The organism is Halohasta litchfieldiae (genome assembly GCF_002788215.1).
Classification (GTDB): domain Archaea; phylum Halobacteriota; class Halobacteria; order Halobacteriales; family Haloferacaceae; genus Halohasta; species Halohasta litchfieldiae.
Window position 1 is genome coordinate 2983123 of the sequence record NZ_CP024845.1, and the last position, 18821, is coordinate 3001943.

19 protein-coding genes are annotated in these 18821 nt (G+C 60.9%); 17 read left to right on the forward strand and 2 right to left on the reverse strand.

Annotated features, from left to right (window positions below):
- The first annotated feature begins 127 nt into the window (after window positions 1–127).
- From HALTADL_RS15105 to purE, 4 genes are all read left to right on the forward strand, one after another.
- Entirely contained in the window at window positions 128–1243 is a 1116-nt protein-coding gene (locus HALTADL_RS15105; protein ID WP_089670994.1) for an MFS transporter, read from the forward strand.
- A 64-nt stretch (window positions 1244–1307) separates the two neighbouring features.
- Entirely contained in the window at window positions 1308–1625 is a 318-nt protein-coding gene (locus HALTADL_RS15110) for a hypothetical protein (protein ID WP_089670814.1), read from the forward strand.
- A gap of 79 nt (window positions 1626–1704) precedes the next feature.
- Complete coding sequence (gene purK, locus HALTADL_RS15115; RefSeq protein ID WP_089670813.1) at window positions 1705–2892, forward strand: 5-(carboxyamino)imidazole ribonucleotide synthase; 1188 nt, start codon at window positions 1705–1707, stop codon at window positions 2890–2892.
- 58 nt (window positions 2893–2950) lie between these two features.
- The gene (gene purE / locus HALTADL_RS15120; RefSeq protein ID WP_089670812.1) at window positions 2951–3574 is read left to right on the forward strand and encodes a 5-(carboxyamino)imidazole ribonucleotide mutase; all 624 of its coding nucleotides are present in this window, start codon (window positions 2951–2953) and stop codon (window positions 3572–3574) included.
- A 34-nt stretch (window positions 3575–3608) separates the two neighbouring features.
- Here the strand turns inward: purE and HALTADL_RS15125 are convergent, their stop codons facing one another.
- Together HALTADL_RS15125 and HALTADL_RS15130 are read right to left on the reverse strand one after the other, a co-directional pair.
- A complete protein-coding gene (locus HALTADL_RS15125) occupies window positions 3609–4238 on the reverse strand; it encodes a TetR/AcrR family transcriptional regulator (RefSeq protein WP_089670811.1) in 630 nt (209 codons plus the stop codon).
- 198 nt (window positions 4239–4436) lie between these two features.
- Window positions 4437–5570, reverse strand: coding sequence for a hypothetical protein (locus tag HALTADL_RS15130; RefSeq protein ID WP_177171887.1), 1134 nt, complete (start codon window positions 5568–5570; stop codon window positions 4437–4439).
- 404 nt (window positions 5571–5974) lie between these two features.
- Between HALTADL_RS15130 and HALTADL_RS15135 the strand changes: the two genes are divergently transcribed.
- The 13 genes from HALTADL_RS15135 to HALTADL_RS15195 all read left to right on the forward strand — a co-directional run bounded on the left by HALTADL_RS15135 (window position 5975) and on the right by HALTADL_RS15195 (window position 18783).
- Window positions 5975–6388, forward strand: a complete 414-nt coding sequence (locus HALTADL_RS15135) for an NADH-quinone oxidoreductase subunit A (RefSeq protein ID WP_089670810.1) — start codon at window positions 5975–5977, stop codon at window positions 6386–6388.
- The gene (locus HALTADL_RS15140; RefSeq protein WP_100190896.1) at window positions 6385–7092 is read left to right on the forward strand and encodes an NADH-quinone oxidoreductase subunit B; all 708 of its coding nucleotides are present in this window, start codon (window positions 6385–6387) and stop codon (window positions 7090–7092) included. The genes HALTADL_RS15135 and HALTADL_RS15140 overlap by 4 nt, the downstream gene beginning before the upstream one ends.
- A complete protein-coding gene (locus tag HALTADL_RS15145) occupies window positions 7089–8762 on the forward strand; it encodes an NADH-quinone oxidoreductase subunit D (RefSeq protein ID WP_089670808.1) in 1674 nt (557 codons plus the stop codon). Before HALTADL_RS15140 ends, HALTADL_RS15145 begins: the two co-directional genes overlap by 4 nt.
- A complete protein-coding gene (locus HALTADL_RS15150) occupies window positions 8762–9826 on the forward strand; it encodes a complex I subunit 1/NuoH family protein (RefSeq protein ID WP_089670807.1) in 1065 nt (354 codons plus the stop codon). Before HALTADL_RS15145 ends, HALTADL_RS15150 begins: the two co-directional genes overlap by 1 nt.
- Window positions 9826–10287 (forward strand): NuoI/complex I 23 kDa subunit family protein, encoded by a 462-nt coding sequence (locus tag HALTADL_RS15155; protein WP_089670806.1) that lies wholly within the window; start codon window positions 9826–9828, stop codon window positions 10285–10287. The genes HALTADL_RS15150 and HALTADL_RS15155 overlap by 1 nt, the downstream gene beginning before the upstream one ends.
- A gap of 50 nt (window positions 10288–10337) precedes the next feature.
- Window positions 10338–10604, forward strand: coding sequence for an NADH-quinone oxidoreductase subunit J (locus tag HALTADL_RS15160; protein WP_089670805.1), 267 nt, complete (start codon window positions 10338–10340; stop codon window positions 10602–10604).
- Window positions 10601–10963: a hypothetical protein gene (locus tag HALTADL_RS15165; protein ID WP_089670804.1), complete on the forward strand. Its 363-nt coding sequence runs from the start codon at window positions 10601–10603 to the stop codon at window positions 10961–10963. The genes HALTADL_RS15160 and HALTADL_RS15165 overlap by 4 nt, the downstream gene beginning before the upstream one ends.
- Window positions 10963–11268, forward strand: coding sequence for an NADH-quinone oxidoreductase subunit NuoK (gene nuoK, locus HALTADL_RS15170; RefSeq protein ID WP_089670803.1), 306 nt, complete (start codon window positions 10963–10965; stop codon window positions 11266–11268). The genes HALTADL_RS15165 and nuoK overlap by 1 nt, the downstream gene beginning before the upstream one ends.
- Window positions 11269–11272: 4 nt before the next feature.
- On the forward strand, window positions 11273–13303 hold the full coding sequence (gene nuoL, locus HALTADL_RS15175; protein ID WP_089670802.1) for an NADH-quinone oxidoreductase subunit L: 2031 nt from the start codon (window positions 11273–11275) through the stop codon (window positions 13301–13303).
- Entirely contained in the window at window positions 13303–14829 is a 1527-nt protein-coding gene (locus HALTADL_RS15180) for a complex I subunit 4 family protein (RefSeq protein WP_089670992.1), read from the forward strand. The genes nuoL and HALTADL_RS15180 overlap by 1 nt, the downstream gene beginning before the upstream one ends.
- Window positions 14829–16358, forward strand: a complete 1530-nt coding sequence (locus tag HALTADL_RS15185; protein ID WP_089670801.1) for an NADH-quinone oxidoreductase subunit N — start codon at window positions 14829–14831, stop codon at window positions 16356–16358. Before HALTADL_RS15180 ends, HALTADL_RS15185 begins: the two co-directional genes overlap by 1 nt.
- 82 nt (window positions 16359–16440) lie before the next feature.
- The gene (locus tag HALTADL_RS15190; RefSeq protein ID WP_089670800.1) at window positions 16441–17898 is read left to right on the forward strand and encodes a DHHA1 domain-containing protein; all 1458 of its coding nucleotides are present in this window, start codon (window positions 16441–16443) and stop codon (window positions 17896–17898) included.
- Window positions 17899–17973: 75 nt separating this feature from the next.
- Window positions 17974–18783, forward strand: coding sequence for a CBS domain-containing protein (locus tag HALTADL_RS15195; protein WP_089670799.1), 810 nt, complete (start codon window positions 17974–17976; stop codon window positions 18781–18783).
- The last annotated feature ends 38 nt before the right edge of the window (window positions 18784–18821 follow it).

The following is an 18821-nucleotide window of genomic DNA, read 5'->3' on the forward strand; positions in this document are numbered from 1 at the left end:
AAAGCCACAGCACTGGCGCTCGAAACAGAACGCTTTCTACCGCAACGCCGAACCATCAACTGTGACATCGAGCCCAAGTGCAGACAGTCGACAGAGTTGGCTGGTTGCGGTCGTCGGGGCGATTGCGATGATCTTCACGTTCGGCACGCCGCTGTCCTACGGCATCTTCAGCAAGCCGTTCAGCGAAGCGTTTGGTATCTCGCCGGTTGCGCTGTCGACCATCTTTTCGGTGATGCTCCTAACTTTCTTTATCGGCTCCGGAGCGGTCGGCGTGTTCGCGGTCCGGGTTCCGGCGCGAGTCGTCCTGCTGGCGGCGGCGGGCGCAACCGGCCTCGTCACGCCCTCGCTGTATTTCGTCGACTCCTATCTCGGCTTGCTCGTCGTCTTTGCGGTGCTTGGCCTCTCGCTGGGCACTGTTTTCGTCCTGCTGGCCTCGATTGTCCCGCGGTGGTTCGACAAGCGACGCGGTGCGGCGACAGGACTCATCTTCGTCGGCAACGGGCTTGGGCTGTTTATCCTCCCGCCGCTGTGGCAAACGGCGTTTTCCACAGTCGGTGTCCGACAAGGATTTGTGACGATTATGGGTGCGACGGCAGTCGCGTTTCTGCTCGCCGGAGTAGTCTGTCGACGACCACCGTGGACCACCCAATCGACGGCGACGACCGGCGAACTCGTCGACTGGGTCAGCGGGCTGGCCAGAACCCGTCGGTTCCAGCAGTTGTTCATCGGGATGGGACTGGCCTTCGCGTGGTACCAACTGCTGGCGGCCTACGCGGTCGACCTGTTTGCCGCCCGTGGGTTGACCGAGACGGCGGCGTCGACTGCGTTCGGACTGATCGGTGGCGTGAGTATCATTTCCCGAATCGGCGGCGGCTATCTCGGTGATCAACTCGGCTCCAGACGGGCGTTTCTCGGCTCACTGAGCTTCGCCACAGCCGGAATTGTGCTGCTCATACTTCCGCAGGTTCCCCTCCTACTGGCCGCCATCTTCTTTATTGGCCTCGGATTGGGTGGCTGTGCGACGCTGTACATCCCTGTTCTCATGAACGTGTATCCGCCCGAGAAGGATACCGCAGTCATCGGCGTGTTCAACGTCGCAGGCGGGCTCGGCTCGCTGCTGATGCCGCCGCTGGGAACCGCGAGTATCGCCTACACGGATGGGTATACCGCAGCAATTCTGCTGACCGTCGCCGTTACGCTGGTCGCCTTCTGGCTGATTGTCGCCGGTACGAGAGCCGGGTAGGCGTCGAAAAATCCATCTGACAAGAATTACCCAAACTTTTCTACATAGAATATGATATCCGGGTATGGCAGCAAACACAGGAGTCAGCACTGATAGTCTCACAGACCAGTATTCAACGGTGGTTTGGATCGCCGCCATCGTTGTCGGGCTGATATCGTTCCCGGTTGGACTACTCGTCCCGGCGTATTTCTACATTAAGGCCGACAAAGGTCAGGGAAGAAGCCAGAGTGGGTTGGAAATCTGGACGGTCGTTCTCCTCGGTCTCTTCGGCATCGCAGCGGTCGAGCTCGGCGGCCGAAAGGGAGCAAAAATTCTCTGGGCCATTGCTGCGGCACTGTTCGTGCTGTCGCTGCTGGGTGTGGTGGCACTGCTGGTGATCTAGCGAGTCACTGTCGGTGCAGTCGTAGTGTCGGTGTCCCCAGTTGGGAATTCTTATGCACCGTCGACCGAATCCCTCAGGTATGACAGTCACGCTTCCCGGCCCAACGCTGGGCGTCGTCGGCGGCGGCCAGCTCGGGCGGATGCTCGCCGAAGCCGCCGCACCGCTCGGCGTCGAGGTAATCGTTCTCGATCCAACCCCGGAGTGTCCCGCGTCGACGGTCGCCCGCGATCAGATCGTTGGCGAGTTCGACGATCCCGACGCCGTCAGGGAACTCGCCGCCGTTAGTGACGCCCTCACGTTCGAAATCGAGCTTGCAGATCCGGATCTCCTCGACGAGGTTGCCGAGGAGTACGACATCCCAATTAATCCAGATCCGGGTACGCTCCGGACGATCCAAGACAAACTCGTCCAGAAGGAGGCGCTGGCCGACGCCGTGATTCCGGTGCCGGAGTTCATCGGCATCGGCGGCGAGAAAGACCTCAAACGCGTCGTCGACGAACTCGATGGCGTCATGCTCAAAGCCCGCCGCGGCGGCTACGACGGTCGAGGTAACACACCCGTCCAAGAGCCCGAAGATGCTGCGGCCGCCCTTGAGGAGTTGGGCGTCGACACGATGGCCGAATCGTTCGTCCCGTTCGCCCGCGAACTCTCGGTGATCGGCGTCAAGGGAGCCGACGAGGTGGCGACCTACCCCGTCACCGAGACGATCCACGAGGACGAAATCCTCCGAGCCAGCGTCTCGCCGGCCCGAACCGACGACGGAACGCTCGCCCAAGCCCGAGAAGTTGCGACCGATGTTCTCGAATTTCTCGACGGCTGGGGCGTCTACGGGATCGAACTGTTCGAGACCGAAGACGGCGAGATTCTGGTCAACGAGATCGCTCCGCGGCCCCACAACTCCGGCCATTGGACCATCGAGGGCGCACAGACCTCACAGTTCGAGAACCACGTCCGGGCGGTTCTTGGCTGGCCGCTTGGTCCGACGGAGATTCGAGAGCCGACCGTCTCGGCCAACATTCTGGGCGACGTCGACGAACCTTCGGAGGCGACGCTGTATAATGTCGACTCAGTTCTCGACGCGCCGAACGCCCACATGCACTGGTACGGCAAAAAACAGGCTCGGCCGCTCCGCAAAATGGGCCATATTACGGTTACCGATCCGGAGGTCGACGCCGACGAGGCCACTGAAGCCGATTTCGACGCGTTGGTCGACCGCACCGAATCGCTCCGTGATGGACTCACGTTTGTCGACGGCGACAGCGAATAGACCGTCGAGAACAAAACGTCGTAGGAACCGCCTACCAATTATACCATACTAATAACCAATGACTACCGCACCCGAAGTCCAAGACCTGATCGACCGACTCGAAGCCGAAGCCGCAGCCGAGCACAATCCAGCCACCACACCCGACGTAGGAATCATCATGGGCTCGGATTCGGATCTCGATGTGATGGCCGGAGCCTACGAAGCCCTCGAAGAACTCGGCTTCGCCGAACAGACCGATTTCGAGAACCCACCCGAGAGCCGGTTTACCTTCGAGAGCTACGTCGTCTCGGCCCACCGAACGCCCGAGTTAATGTACGTCTACGGCGAGACCGCCGCCGCTCGCGGAATTGATGCAATTATCGCGGGCGCGGGCGGAAAATCCGCCGACCTGCCAAACATGACCGCCTCGATTGCCTACCCGATTCCCGTCATCGGGGTCCCAGTGCAAGAGAAGTCTGTCGACTCGGTGATCGGGATGCCGACTGGCGCACCGATTACGGCGGTCGACGCCGGGAAATCGTTCAATGCGGGACTGTCGGCTGGCCAGATTCTTTCGCGAGAACACGACGAAATTGAGGAGGCGCTGGTCGACTACCACGACTCGCTACAGGGCGGCGTCGGCGAGGTCTCGAAAGCGCTGCACGATCTGGGAATCGACGGCTTCCGCGAGCGCGAGGAGTAACGTACTGGCTACCGGCGTTCAGAACGCAGTGTCGTCAAAATGCAGCGTCGTCGACCAGCAGTTCGCTTCGGATGTAGGATTCGAGTTCCTCCCGGAGTAGCCCGACCGGCTCGTCGGTCCGGGTGGTTTGCTGGAGGTTGATCCCTTCGAGCGTGGCGCTGAGGAACTCCGCCGTCCGGTGAGGGTCGACCGATCTGAACACGCCCGCATCGATCCCAGTTTGGATGATTTCGGCGAGGTAGTCGACCAGATCGGCCGACATCTCGGTAAACTCCTCACGGAACGCTGGGTTCTGGATCGCCTGCGACCGCAGTTCGAGATAGGTGCCGATCCGCTCGCCGGCGTCCGGTGTTCCCTCCGGGGCGGGGTATTCGCCGAGCGAGATGGTGATATAGGCCTTCAGATCGCCGACCGGATCACCCGCGGATTCGATCCGATAGCCACGCTCGAAGTAGTCCCGCATATATTGGACGAACGACAGCAGAATGTCGTCTTTGCCGTCGAAATGGTGGTAGAACGTCGACTTGGTGAGATCCGACTCGTCGGCGATCCGCTGGATCGAGATGCCGGGATAGCCGTGTTTCTGTAGGGCGGCAAACGTCGCCATCATAATCGCCTCGTGGGTGTCGGCCGGCTCGCCGTCGAGCGGAGCCTCGTCACTCATTGGATGCTGGTTATCGATCAGGGAAAATATAGCTTGTTACTGGCCGAAAGAATCCTCATGCGATGTGGGCAGTTTCGGTTAGACAGTCGACTGACGGGTGTCTCACGTCGTTGAACAAGGAGTGTGGTGGCAGCCGACCAGTGGGCTGCCGGGTCGACTCGCGTGAGGTCCGCGAGCACAGCTACCGATGACTATCGATTAGACCGTACCGGGGATCCAAACGCCGGTTGGAATGAGTCCAGCCACGTACAGCAGTCCGATACCGAACGACCAGAGAACGATTGCCATCGCTGGTGGATCGATGTGGGTCCGGCCGTGGGCATAGAAGATTCGCTGGGTGAGTTCACCGAGGATCGCCGCGACGAACCCGAGCCCACCGGCGATAAGCAGCCCAGCGGTGACCGAAAGCCCGGCAAGGGCTGCGTCACCGGAGGCGGTTACCGCGAGGAAGACCGTCGACCCAGCCAGCGTGATGTGGTGGGTAACCGGGAAGTTCTCGACGCCGAGATTCAAGAACAGTAGCGAGGCGGCACTGATACCGAATCCGAGGAACGGACTCCCGGTTCGGAACGCGAGATAGCCGGAGACAAGTCCCGCGACGACACCGATTGCACCGACCTCGGCCCATTTGTACTGCTGGGGAAGCCACGGCTCGGTTGCGAGCCAGTTGTGCTGTGCCGCACCGCCGTTTTCGACTGCTCCACCGTCGGTTGCGACGTCACTACCGGTGGTCGTGTCGCTGACCGTCTCTCCGCGCTCGAACGGACCCATATCCAACAGCCCGCTGCCACTTGTTTTACCGATGAGTGCGTAGCCGAACACCGCACGGTGGACGAACGCGCTGATCACGATACTTACCGGGATCGGGTCGACAGTGATCAGGAGATTTCGAGACAGTTGTTCGATGGCGATACCGAGCATGCCGAAGACACCACCGACAGCCAGCACATCGGGTTTGTTACCGAGGGCAAAACCGATGTCCTTGGCGTTGTGGTAGTCGAAGCCCGACTCCATATAGCCCTTTTTGGCTGCGTAGGCCGCGGCTGCGGCCCCACCCGCAAAGGAGATGTGAGGGCCGAGCACGTGGCCGAAGCCGATCCCGACGAGGTCGACCGAGCCCTCGGGGGCGACGCCGACGATGTTGGCAGCCGCACCGGCAACCACAAGCAGGCCAGTGAGCACGAATGCCGGCAGCGCACCGATGGCTGCACCGAACGCGCCGCCAGCGAACGCGCCGACCCAGATCGACGGTTCGCCGAGGACGCTCGCCACGTCGCCGAACGAGCCGCCGAACGCCTGTAGGGCGAGTTCGGGTGCGAGTTCAGCAGGCATCCACGATCACCGCCTTCGTTCGTCGGGTGGTCGACTGGCTGCTGTCTGTCGTTGCTGTGCTGGATTCGCCGCTACCGTCGCGGAACGCACCACATCGTGGGTCAGACCCTACCGATATCGTGGCTCCGTTGACTGGATTCCGTCTCATGTATTCTCTATCCGCGTCTCGAACGAACGTTCGTTTTATTATTAATGTGTTGGTTTTTCCTGAATGAAGGTCAGTTCGGCAAAGCGCGGTCGAAACCAGCGTGTCGACAATCGAACAGTTCGCCCAGCCGTTGGCCAATTGGTGAGTTCTGCACTGGATCAGCTGTTTGGCTGACCATACCGCCCGTGGCGGCCGGTCAAAAATCAACGCTTATGAGGGGCGGGTTCAAACCTTCGGACGTTACGGAGAACCCGGAATGTCATGGATAGCAATCGGGGCATTGGCGCTCGTCGGTATCGCCATCCCACTCGCGATGATGGCGGTGTCGGCGCTCCTGCGTCCAAGTGTCCCCGAACAAGGCAAGACTACAACCTACGAGAGCGGTGAGATCCCGACCGGCTCGGGGCGCGTCCAGCTTAATATTCAGTATTACATGGTCGCGCTGCTGTTCGTCGTCTTCGATATCGAGACGGTGATGATCTTCCCGTGGGCGGTCATGTACCGCAGCGCACTCGAAGCGGGCGTCCCGCTATCGCAGGCGCTGGCCCCAATGCTGCTGTTCGTTGGGATCCTCGTCATCGGTCTCGTATGGGCGTGGCGCATCGGTGCAGTCGAGTGGACACGGAGTCTGCGTGCCGCCTCGCGAAAGACAGAGAGACAGAACACATGAGTAGCGACAACCAACAACCATTCGTCACCGACGACAGTGCGAACGTAGCAACAGACACCCGCGAGGCACGGCTTGCGGGCCAAGACGACCGATTCAACTCCCGACTGCGGGAGGCGTTCGACTCCTCGCCGTTCATCCTCACCAAGTTCGATAAGTTCATGAACTGGGTGCGTGGCTCCTCGATGTTCATGCTCCAGTTCGGGATCGCCTGCTGCAGCATCGAGATGATGCACACCTATGCGGTCAAACACGATCTTGACCGCTTCGGTGCTGGCGTCCCGCGTGCCTCGCCGCGACAGGCTGACGTAATCATCATCCCCGGGACAATCGTCTCGAAGTTCGCCCCGCGGATGAAACGCGTCTACGACCAGATGCCGGAACCGAAGTTCGTCGTTGGGATGGGCTCCTGTACGATCTCAGGCGGTCCGTTCCAAGAGGGGTACAACGTCGTCAAAGGCGCAGAAGAGGTCATCCCGGTCGACATCCACGTCCCGGGCTGTCCGCCACGCCCTGAAGCGTTGATCTACGGCGTCGCCAAACTGCAGGAGCGAATCGCCAACGGCGAGTCCGCGCCTGTCGTGGTCAAACCCTACGAGTTAGAGCAGTTCGGCGACCTCGAACAGGACGAAATCGTCGACCAGCTCTCGAAGGAAATCGACGTCGACGATCTCGTCATGCGGTACAACTGGGCTGATTCACCATGAGCATGGAATTTCCCGATACGTCAGGCGTTGCCGAACAGACGCCCGAGGAGATCGAAGCGCTGCTCGGCGATCTCGTGATCGGCCGCGACGATCACCTCAACGCCCCCGGCTTCGTCATCAAACCCGACACCGTCGTCGACACACTCAGTCGACTGCGCGACGACGCGGGCTTCGACCACCTCTCGTGTGTCACCGCCCAGGAGTACGAAGATCGGTTCGAATCGATCTACCACCTCACAAAGTTCGGTGACCGAACCCAAGAGGTCTCCATTGTCGTGCCTGCGGACAAGGAAAACCCCGTCAGCCAGTCGGCAAACGAGGTCTTCCGCACCGCAGACTGGCACGAACGCGAAGCCTACGACCTAGTAGGCATCGAGTACGAGGAGCATCCCGACCACCGTCGCATTCTGCTCCCTGAAACGTGGCAGGGCCACCCACTCGGCATGGACTACGATCAGGACCAGCCACAGGTCGTCCCACTGCGAGAACACGCCAACCCGCTGCTCGAAGACCAGAAGGCCGAGGCCGAAAGCGACGGCGACACCGAGACGATGTTCCTCAACATCGGCCCGCACCATCCGGCGACTCACGGTGTCCTGCACATCAAAACCGTCCTCGACGGCGAACAGGTCGTCGACCTCGAACCCGATATCGGCTACCTCCATCGCTGTGAGGAGCAGGTCTGTCAGAACAGCACCTACCGCTACCAGATCATGCCCTACCCCGACCGGTGGGACTACATCTCGGCTGGCCTGCTCAACGAGTGGGCCTACGCGCGCGCCGCGGAGGACATGGCTGATATCGAGGTGCCGGAGTACGCCCAGATCATCCGAACGATGGGCGCAGAACTGTGTCGCATGGCGGCACACTTCCTCGCACTGGGGACGTTCGCCCTCGACATCTACGGCGACTTCACCGCCATCTTCATGTACTCGATCCGCGACCGAGAGCGTGTCCAGAACATTCTGGAAGACCTCACCGGTCAGCGGCTGATGTTCAACTACTTCCGACTCGGTGGCGTCGTCTGGGATCTGCCAGAACCCCGTGAGGAGTTCTTCGAGAACACGCGGGACTTCCTCGACGAACTCCCGACCGCCCTCGAAGAGTACCACGACATGATCACCTCCAACGAGATCCTGCAGATGCGGACCGTTGGAACCGGCGTCCTGCCGAAAGACGTCGCCAAAAGCTACGGCGCGACCGGCCCGGTCGCCCGTGGCTCGGGGATCGACTACGACCTTCGGCGTGACGACCCATACGGCTACTACGACAAACTCGACTGGGACGTTGCGGTCGAAGACGGCTGTGACAACTACAGTCGACTGCTCGTGCGCATGCGTGAGGTCGAAGAGTCGGCCAAGATCGTCGAACAGTGTATCGACCTGCTCGAAGAATGGCCCGAAGACGAGCGCAATATTCAGGCCAACGTTCCACGGACGATCAAGCCCGACGACGACACGGAGATCTACCGGGCTGTCGAAGGTGCGAAAGGCGAGCTCGGGATCTACATGCGTGCGGATGGCACCGAAAAGCCAGCCCGATTCAAGATCCGGAGTCCGTGTTTCTCGAACCTCCAGACACTGCCCGAGATGTCGAACGGCGAGTACGTCCCTGACGCAATCGCCAGCCTCGGTAGCCTCGACATCGTGCTCGGCGAGGTGGATCGGTAATGGTGGGTCCACTACAGAGCGAAGTAGTGCTGCTCCCCGAACGGATCGCCAACCTGCTCGGATTGGGTGGCACACTCGGCGAAGTTGTCGGCGCGCTGATCGGCGCGTTCATCGTCGGCAACATCATGCTCGCGTTCACCGGCGTCGCCGGTCCGTGGGCCAAACGAAAGATTACGGCGGCGTTCACAGACCGGATCGCAGTCAACCGGATTGGGCCATTTGGCTTACTTATCATCGTCGCTGACTCGGTGCGCCTGCTCTCGAAAGAGCTGATTATCCCGGACGGCGCGGACCGACCGTCCTACGATCTCGCACCGATTATTCTGCCTGCCTCTGCACTGCTCGGCTTTTCAGTAATTCCGATGGGCAGTGGGATTCAGCTTGCAGACCCCGAGGCTGGGCTTGCACTGGTGTTCGCCTTCGCCTCAATCGCCTCCATTGCACTGATTATGGGTGGCTACGCATCGAACAACAAGTACTCGCTGATGGGCGGGCTGCGTGCGGTCGCCCAGAATATCGCCTACGAGATTCCGCTGATCGTCACCGCGATGTCGGTCGTCGTCTTCGCTGGCTCGCTGCAGATGAGTACCATCGTCGCCGAACAGACGTCGACGCTCATCTCCCTTGGAGGGATCTCGATTCCGGCGTGGTACGCGTTCGTCAACCCGTTCGCGTTCGTGCTGTTTCTGGTGGCGAACATGGCCGAGATCGGTCGGAACCCCTTCGACATTCCGGAGGCTCCGACCGAGATCGTCGCTGGCTACCAGACCGAGTACTCCTCAGTGTATTTCGTGCTGTTCTACCTCGGGGAGTTCCTCCACGTCTTCCTCGGTGGCGCAATCATGGCGACGATCTTCCTTGGCGGACCGGCCGGGCCGGTCCTGCCGGGCTTCGTTTGGTTCGTCATCAAGATCTGGGCGTTCTTCCTGTTCACCCAGTGGTGCCGCTCGGCGCTGCCCCGCGTTCGTATCGACCAGTTGATCGAAATCGGTTGGAAAGGAATGTTGGTGCTCTCGTTCGCTAACTTGGTGCTCACGGCCATTATCGTGGGAGTGATCGCATAATGATCGGACTACTCAAAGGCATGGCAACGACGATGAAACACGCTCTCGACGGCAAGACGTTTACCGTCGAGTATCCCGAGACCGCACCCGAAGTCAGCCCGCGGTTCCGGGGTGTCCACAAGTTCAGCCAAGAGCGCTGTATCTGGTGTCGACAGTGCGAGAACGTCTGTCCGAACGATACGATTCAGATCGTGATGGACGACCAGCGCAACGGCGAGCAGTACAACCTCCATATCGGCCAGTGCATTTATTGCCGACTCTGTGAGGAAGTCTGTCCCGTCGACGCCATTCTACTGACTCAGAACTTCGAGTTCACGGCCGACACCAAAGACGAGTTCGTCTACAACAAAGAACAGCTCAAGAACGTGCCGTGGTACAAGGGGATCGACCCCCTCAACTCGCGCAACCCAGACCGGGGTGCGTGGATCGGCGAGGGCGACGGCGAAGTCGACTATCAGTAGTCGAATCGTTCTCGAAATCTTCAAAGGGATACCTTAAGCATACACATACAATGGTTTATGAGACAATTGCGTTCGCGCTGTTTGCCCTCATGACAGTGGGCTTCAGCCTGGGTGTCGTCCTTGCCGATGACGTGTTTCACGCGTCGTTGCTGTTGGGCGGGGCCCTGTTGAGCGTCGCGGTACATTACGTACTGCTGCAAGCAGAGTTCCTTGCAGCGATGCAGATCCTCGTCTACGTTGGCGGGGTTCTCATTCTGATTACGTTCGCCGTGATGCTGACGCGAACCGACACAGAGACGGAGGTGAGTAACGTATGACCGACGACAAACCGGGATCGTCACGCAAACCCGGTCTTGCGGCAGTCGCGCTGTTCGGCGTTCTCGCTGCGATAATTTTGAGTTCAGCGAGCGGGTTTGCCCCAGCCACGGGGTTCCCCGCGGGCGAATCAATCGTCCACAACATCGGCTATGCGCTGTTCGATATCGAACTCGGCGAGATCGCCTCGGAAGGCTTCCTCGCCGCGTTCCTGATTATCGCGCTTGCGCTGGATGTCGCACTCGACAGTGCGATCTACCTCGCAAAGCAGGAAGACGAGGGCACGATCATCTCGGCGCTGACCGACGGTGGCCGCGATGTTTCGGGAAACATCGACAACAACCGCGGAGGTGACTCCTGATGGTAGTCGCCATGGAGTACTATCTCCTGTTGTCGTCGGCAATCTTCTGTATCGGTCTGTTCGGCGTGCTGACTCGGCGGAACGCGCTGTACTTCCTGATGTCGGTCGAGCTGATGTTGAACGCAGCCAACATCAACCTGATCGCCTTTTCGTTCTACTGGGGGAACCTCACCGGCCAAACGTTCGCGCTGTTCGCCATCGCGCTGGCGGCCGCGGAGGTCGCAGTCGGTATCGGGATCATCCTGACGCTGTACCGGAACTTCGGAGACGTCGACGTGATGAAAGCCGCAACAATGAGGTGGTAAATAGATGGTATCCGCATCCGCATACGTTCCGGCAATCGTTCTGTTGCCGTTCGTCTCGTTTATCGTCGCACTGTTCGGTGGCAAATACCTCCCCAAGCGGGGGGCCTACGGCGGAATCGCTGCGACCGCGGGAGCGTTCCTGCTGTCGCTGTGGGTTCTCGTCTCGGTCCGCAACGGCGCAGCGTTCCAAGAGACCTACTACACGTGGGCAAGTGGTGTCGGCGGTCAAGCCTGGACCCTCGAGTTCGGCGCGCTGATCGACCCGCTGTCGTCGCTCATGCTCGTCATCGTGGCGCTGATCGCGACGCTCGTCCACGTCTTCAGTCTCGGCTACATGAACGACGAGGGCGAACGCGACCTGCCGCGCTACTACGCCGGACTCGGCCTATTTACGGCCAGTATGCTCGGCTTCGTCATCGCGGACAACCTGCTGATGGCGTTCATGTTCTTCGAGCTCGTGGGGCTGTGTTCGTTCCTGCTGATCGGCTTCCACTTCCGCGAGCCCGGCCCGCCGTCGGCCGCCAAGAAGGCGTTCCTCGTCACCCGCTTCGGTGACTACTTCTTCCTCGTCGGCGTCGTCGCCGTCTTTACGACGTTCGGGACCGCAGCCTTCTCCGGTGCCGAATCGTTCCCGGCACTCGCCGAGGCCGCACTCGCAGGAACCGTCGACGTCTGGACACCCGGCAACCTCGGTGTCATGACATGGTTCACTGTCATTGGCCTGCTCGTCTTGGGCGGGGTCATCGGCAAATCCGCACAGTTCCCACTGCACACGTGGCTGCCTGACGCGATGGAGGGTCCGACCCCCGTCTCGGCACTGATCCACGCGGCGACGATGGTCGCGGCTGGCGTCTATCTCGTTGCCCGGATGTACGGCTTCTACGTGCTGACGCCGACGACAATGGGCATTATCGCCCTCGTCGGGGGATTCACCGCCCTGTTCGCGGCGACGATGGGCGTCGTCAAAAAGGAACTCAAACAGGTACTCGCCTACTCGACGATCTCACAGTACGGCTATATGATGCTCGCCCTCGGGTCGGGCGGCTACGTGGCCGCAGTCTTCCACCTGACCACTCACGCCTTCTTCAAGGCACTGCTGTTCTTGGGTGCTGGCTCGGTCATCATCGCCATGCACCACAACGAGAACATGTGGGATATGGGTGGCCTCAAAAACAAGATGCCAGTCACCTACTGGACGTTCCTCGCGGGCTCGCTCGCGCTGGCAGGCATCTTCCCGTTCGCAGGCTTCTGGTCGAAAGACGAGATCCTCTACGAGGCACTGATTCACGGCCTCAACGAGCCGCTCATCTTAGTGGGCTACGTCTTCGGTCTGCTCGCGGTGCCAGTCACTGCGTTCTACACCTTCCGGATGGTGTTCCTCACCTTCCACGGCAACGCACGCACTGAACTCGCTCGGAACCCCGAGCCGGTTCGCTGGAACGTCAAAGGACCGCTGTCGGTCCTCGGCGTGCTCGCCGCGGTCACTGGCATCATCAACATGGTGCCGGTCCAGAAGGTCCTCGGTATCGAGGGCATCGACTACCTCCACCTGTGGCTCGACAACGAGTGGGGCGGCATCGAGGGGCTTTCGTCGCACCACTACGCCGACATCGGCCCGTACAGTAGCAGCTACCTGTTCGGCGGCGAAGTCGGCACTGTCGTTGCTGGTGCGGCCGTCTCGCTTGGCCTCGCGGTCGCTGGCCTGCTGCTGGCATGGAAACTCTACAACGTTGCCGAGCCGGTCGAACACACCGACAAACTCGGCGGCGCAAAATCGCTGCTGTACAACAACTACTACCAAGACGAGTTCCAGATCTGGCTGGCCAACCGCACCCGAGGCGTCTCAGGTGGGGCCGACACCTTCGATCAGGGCGTCGTCGACGGCGTCGTCAACGGCGTCTCGTCGGTCAGCCTCCTGAGCGGTGACCGGATCAAACGCATCCAGACCGGGATCGTCGGCAACTACGCGCTGCTGCTCACGGTGAGCCTGACGGCGCTACTTGTTGCCTTCGCACTCTTGGGAGGGTGGTTCTGATGATTATTGAAGCACTACTCGCATTCACGTTCGCCGCCGCATTGCTCGTCATGGCCGTTCCGGACAAGTACGCCCACAAACTGGCCTTCGGGCTCAGTCTGGGGCCTATCGCCGGGGCGCTCTACATGTGGTCGAACTTCGAGGCCGGTGGCAACGCGCTCACCGGCGGCGATATCGCCTTCGAGACGATGGTTCCGTGGTTCGAAGCCGGGGGCTACACACTGCAGTGGTTCGTCGGCGTCGACGGGATTAGCCTGCCGCTGGTCATCCTGACGACGTTCCTCACGACGCTGGCAATCGTCAGCGCGTGGACGCCGATTGACGAGCGACAGAGCCAGTTCTACGGGCTGATGCTCCTGATGGAGGCCAACCTGATTGGCGTCTTTACCGCGCTGGACTTCTTCGTCTGGTTCGTCTTCTGGGAGGCCGTGTTGGTCCCGATGTACTTCCTCATCGGCGTCTGGGGCGGTCCACGCCGGAAGTACGCCGCGATCAAGTTCTTCGTCTACACCAACATCGCCTCGCTTGTCATGTTCATCGGCTTCATGACGTTGGTGTTCTCCCTGCCAGTGTCGACGTTCGGCCTGCCGGAGATCACCCAGTCGCTTGCAGCGGGTGAACTCACAGGCTTCTACGGACTGCCCGCAGAAACGCTGGCGTTGGTCGCCTTCGCGGCGATCTTCATCGGCTTTGCGGTCAAGGTACCGGTCGTCCCGGTCCACACGTGGCTGCCGGACGCTCACGTTGAAGCCCCGACACCGGTCTCCGTCATGTTGGCTGGCGTGCTCCTGAAGATGGGGACCTACGCCATGCTCCGGTTCAACTTTACCATGTTACCTGAGCAGGCAAGCACGTTTGCGATCCCGATTGCGATCATCGCGGTCGTCTCGGTGATCTACGGCGCAATGTTAGCACTCGCCCAGACGGACCTCAAGCGGATCGTCGCCTACTCCTCAGTGTCGTCGATGGGCTACGTCATCCTCGGACTCATTGCGTTCACCGAGTTCGGCATGGGTGGCGCGACGTTCCAGATGGTCGCCCACGGCCTCATCTCGGGGCTGATGTTCATGGCGGTCGGCGTCATCTACAACGCGACCCACACCCGAATCGTCGGCGACATGTCCGGACTGGCTGACCGAATGCCGGTTGCGGTCTGGATTCTCGTGGCCGGCGCGTTCGCCTACATGGGACTGCCGCTGATGGCTGGCTTCGCCGGGGAGTTCTTCATCTTCGTTGGCTCCTTCGGCTCTACGGCCCTGCCGTACGCACCGATCTTCACGGCACTGGCGATGTTCGGCATCGTCATCGTCGCCGGCTACCTCCTGCTGGCGATGCAGGACACGCTGTTCGGCCCGTTCCGACTTGAGACCGACTACGAGATCGGTCGCGCGCCGTTCCACGACGTCGCACCGCTCGTGGTGCTGCTCGGGGCGATCATCCTGCTCGGCGTCGCACCCTCGTTGTTCTTCGATATGATACTCGATGCAACCGTTCCGATCCTTGAGTTGACTGGAGGTGGGCTCTAATGAGCACGCTCCTACAGACCGAACCGACGAACTGGCTGTACGCTATCTGGTCGCTCCAGCCGACGGTGATTCTGGCAGTGACCGCACTGCTGGTGTTGGCCATCGACAGTCTCTGGCCGGATGCCCGCTCGAACACGACGCTGGCTATCACTGCAGCAGCCGGAACGCTCCTCTCGGTGGGCGTCACAGTCTGGTATCTCGTCGCAGGCACTGGTCAAGGCGCAACCGGTGGTGCGATCAGCCTGTTCAGTGATGCCATCGTCGTCGACGGGATGGGGCTGTTCTTCACGGCCATCTTCACCAGCGTCGCCGCCTTGGTCGTCGTCGCGAGCTACGACTACCTCGAAGACGACGAGAACCCGGCGGCGTTCTACTCGCTGCTGCTGTTTGCGACGACCGCGATGTCGATCATGGCAGTCTCGAACTCGCTGTCGACCGTCTTCATCAGCCTCGAGATGGCCTCGCTGCCATCCTACGCGTTGGTCGCCTACCTCAAGACCAACCGTGGGAGCGTCGAAGCAGGCCTGAAATACTTCCTGATCGGCGCGCTGTCGGCAGCGGTCTTCGCGTTCGGTATTAGCCTCGTCTACGGGGCAACCGGGACGCTCCTGCTGCCGGAGATTGCGGCCCAGATCGGTGGCGTCGGTGACCTCCAAGGAATCCTCGGCGTGGGGATTCTGATGGTCGCCGGTGGCTTCCTGTTCAAGACGGCCTCGGTGCCGTTCCACTTCTGGGCACCCGAAGCCTACGAGGGCGCACCCGCACCCGTGAGTGCGTTCCTCTCGTCGGCCTCGAAGGCTGCCGGATTTGTGGTGGCGTTCCGCGTGTTCGCAGTTGCGTTCATGCCTGCGCTCGATATCGCGATCAACTGGGCGCTGCTGTTCGGGATTCTCGCAGTCGTCACGATGACACTCGGGAACTTCGCTGCCGCGACCCAGACGAACGTCAAGCGCATGCTGGCGTACTCCTCGATTGGACAGGCTGGCTACGCGCTGATCGGCCTCGCAGCCATTACGGCCGGTGCGAACGAGGCTAACGCCGCAGTCATGGGCGCAGCGATGGCCCACCTGCTGGTCTATGGCTTCATGAACACGGGCGCGTTCCTGTTTATCGCCATGGTCGAATACTGGGGCGTCGGCCGTACCTTCGAGGACTACGCTGGACTCGGACGAAAGGCACCGATGGCCTCGATGGCGATGGCTGTCTTCATGTTCAGTCTGGCTGGCCTGCCGGTGGCTGGTGGATTCTTCTCGAAGTACTTCCTGTTCGCCAGTGCAATCGACGCCGGCTTCTGGTGGCTCGCGGCGGTCGGTGCGGTCACCAGTGCGCTGTCGCTGTTCTACTACAGCCGCGTCGTCAAGGCGCTGTGGATCGAGGAGCCAAACGGAAACCTCGACGCACTCGACAGCAAGCCAACCGGCTTGTATGCCGCAGTCATCGTCGCTGGCGTGATCACCGTGCTACTGCTGCCCGGCTTCGGTCCGGTCATCGAGACCGCACAGACAGCTGCTGGCGCACTGTTCGCCTAATCAGCAGCCACTGTTTTTCGCTGTCGACCCTCTTGAATAGCGACACGGCACCGTTTTCCCGGTCGACCACCTGTGGCTAGCTATGATGCGTCGGCTCGTTCTCGGTGATGGGGCACTCGGTCGGACCCTGATAGACCGTGCGGTCTCACAGCCGGGCGAGCTGTACGTCGTTACCGCCGACAGCGGCTGGGTGACGACGCTCCGGGACGACAGTATTGCGGCCGTCGAGGGCGATCCCGCCGATCCAACGCAGTACCCCTCAGCCGCCGATATCGTCGTCATCGCTGCCGATGATCCGGCACAAACCGAACGAATTACCGACACTGCCAGACAGCAGTTCCCCGACTCAATGCTGCTCGTCACTATCGGCGTGGATGCCACAGCCGCACAACGGCGTCGACTCGGGGAGGTGGCCGACACGGTGGTCGATCCCCGAGAAAAAATCACGGACCGAGTGATCGAGGCGACCGCACACACGCAGGGTGGTGGAATGGGGCTGCTGTTGTCGACGCTCCGGTCACTCTCCAAACCGCTGGCCGTGGTGGCTCACGACAACCCCGATCCGGACGCGATTGCGAGTGCGGTCGGGCTGGTTCGGATCGCCGAATCGGTCGGTGTCCCGGCCGAAGCCTGCTACTTCGGCGAGATTTCTCATCAAGAGAACCGTGCGCTGGTCAACCTCCTAGATCTCACGCTCCGGCCGGTCGACACCGATGTGTTCGATCCCGACGACTACGGTGCAATCGCGCTGGTCGACCACGCCCAGCCGGGTGTTAATGACAGCCTACCGCCGGAAACACCCGTCCAAATCGTCGTCGACCACCACCCAGCCCGGATGCCAATCGACACAACCGACAGATACGTCGACATTCGGCCGGACGTCGGCTCGACGAGCACGATTATCACCGAGTATTTCCGACGGCTTGGTATCTCGCCCGACCAACAGCTGTCGACGGCCCTGCTGTATGGAATTCAGACCGATACCAAACGGTTCACCAGGGAGGTCTCGGAGGCCGATTTCGAGGCCGCAGCTACCCTCACAGGAACCGCCAGCGAGGCCGATCTCGAACGGATCGAATCACCGAGCGTTACCCCGTCGGTCGTCGAAACGCTGGCCACCGCGATTCAGCGACGTGATGTCCGGGGATCAGCACTGGCAACGTGTGTCGGCGCGATCACCGACCGAGACGCCCTCGCTCAAGCCGCCGACGATCTGCTGGATATGGAGGGGATTTCGACGGTGCTCGTCTATGGCTACACCGAGGAGATGATCTATGTCTCGGGACGGACACGCGGCGGGACAGTCGACCTCGGCGAGACACTTCGGGAGGCGCTCGATCAGATCGGGAGTGCCGGTGGCCACGCGAACATGGCCGGCGCACAGCTCCCGCTCGGTATTCTGAATGACCTCTGTGAGAGCGATGAGCTCGCCGATGTCGTTCACGACCTGATCGCAGGGCGGTTTTTCGCCGCACTCGATGCGGCGACGGAGTCAGCCGAGTACATGATCAACCCACCGCTCGGCGGCTCGAAACAGTAGTCACTGCCTACTGCGACACAGGGTATGCCGACGAGTCGACCGTAGCTTTTTGCCCACGTTGGGCCAACACCAGCTATGGAGAGCAAGCCGCGGGTCAAGGAGTATATGACTCACGAAGTCTCGACGGTGTCGCCGGACGATTCGGTCGACGAAGTGACACGCCGGATCGTCGAAAGCGAGGGCCACAACGGGTTTCCGGTCTGTCGAGAGCTGACCGTCAAGGGGTTCGTGACCGCCCGAGATCTGCTTGCAGCCGACAGCGAGACGCCGATTTCGGCAGTGATGACTCCCGATATTCTGGTTGCCGATCCCGAAATGGCGGTGACCGATGCTGCTCGCGTAATTCTTCGGTCGGGGATTCAGAAGCTCCCGGTCGTCGACGACGAGGGTCGACTGATCGGTATTCTCTCGAACACCGATGTGGTCCGGAGCCAGATCGAACGCGTCACACCCGAGAAGGTGGGCAAACTCCGGCGGAGCCTCGAACAGATCCACAATGGGGTCGAACTCACCGAGGAGCGACGAACCGTTTCGCTGGCCGATCTCACACCGACACAGGAGCGCGTCTACGCCGACGAACTCGCCGGTCGACGCTACGAACTCGAACGGGGACTCGCCGAGCCGCTGGTCGTCATCGACAACACCGGAACAGCCGACACCGATACTCCCGAACTGTATCTCGCCGATGGCCACCATCGCGTGTTGGCCGCCGACAGTCTAGATATTCCTGAGATGGACGCCTACGTAATCGTCCTCAACGAGTCTGTCGACCTCGGGATCGCGAAGACAGCCAACAAACACGACCTGACGAGCATCGAAGACATCGCAATCGTCGATTACGCCCGCCACCCGCTCGTCGAGACGACCGAGCGGCTTCAGGAGTAGGTAATCACTAAGTCCGTGGCAGACAGCCTGCGAGTATG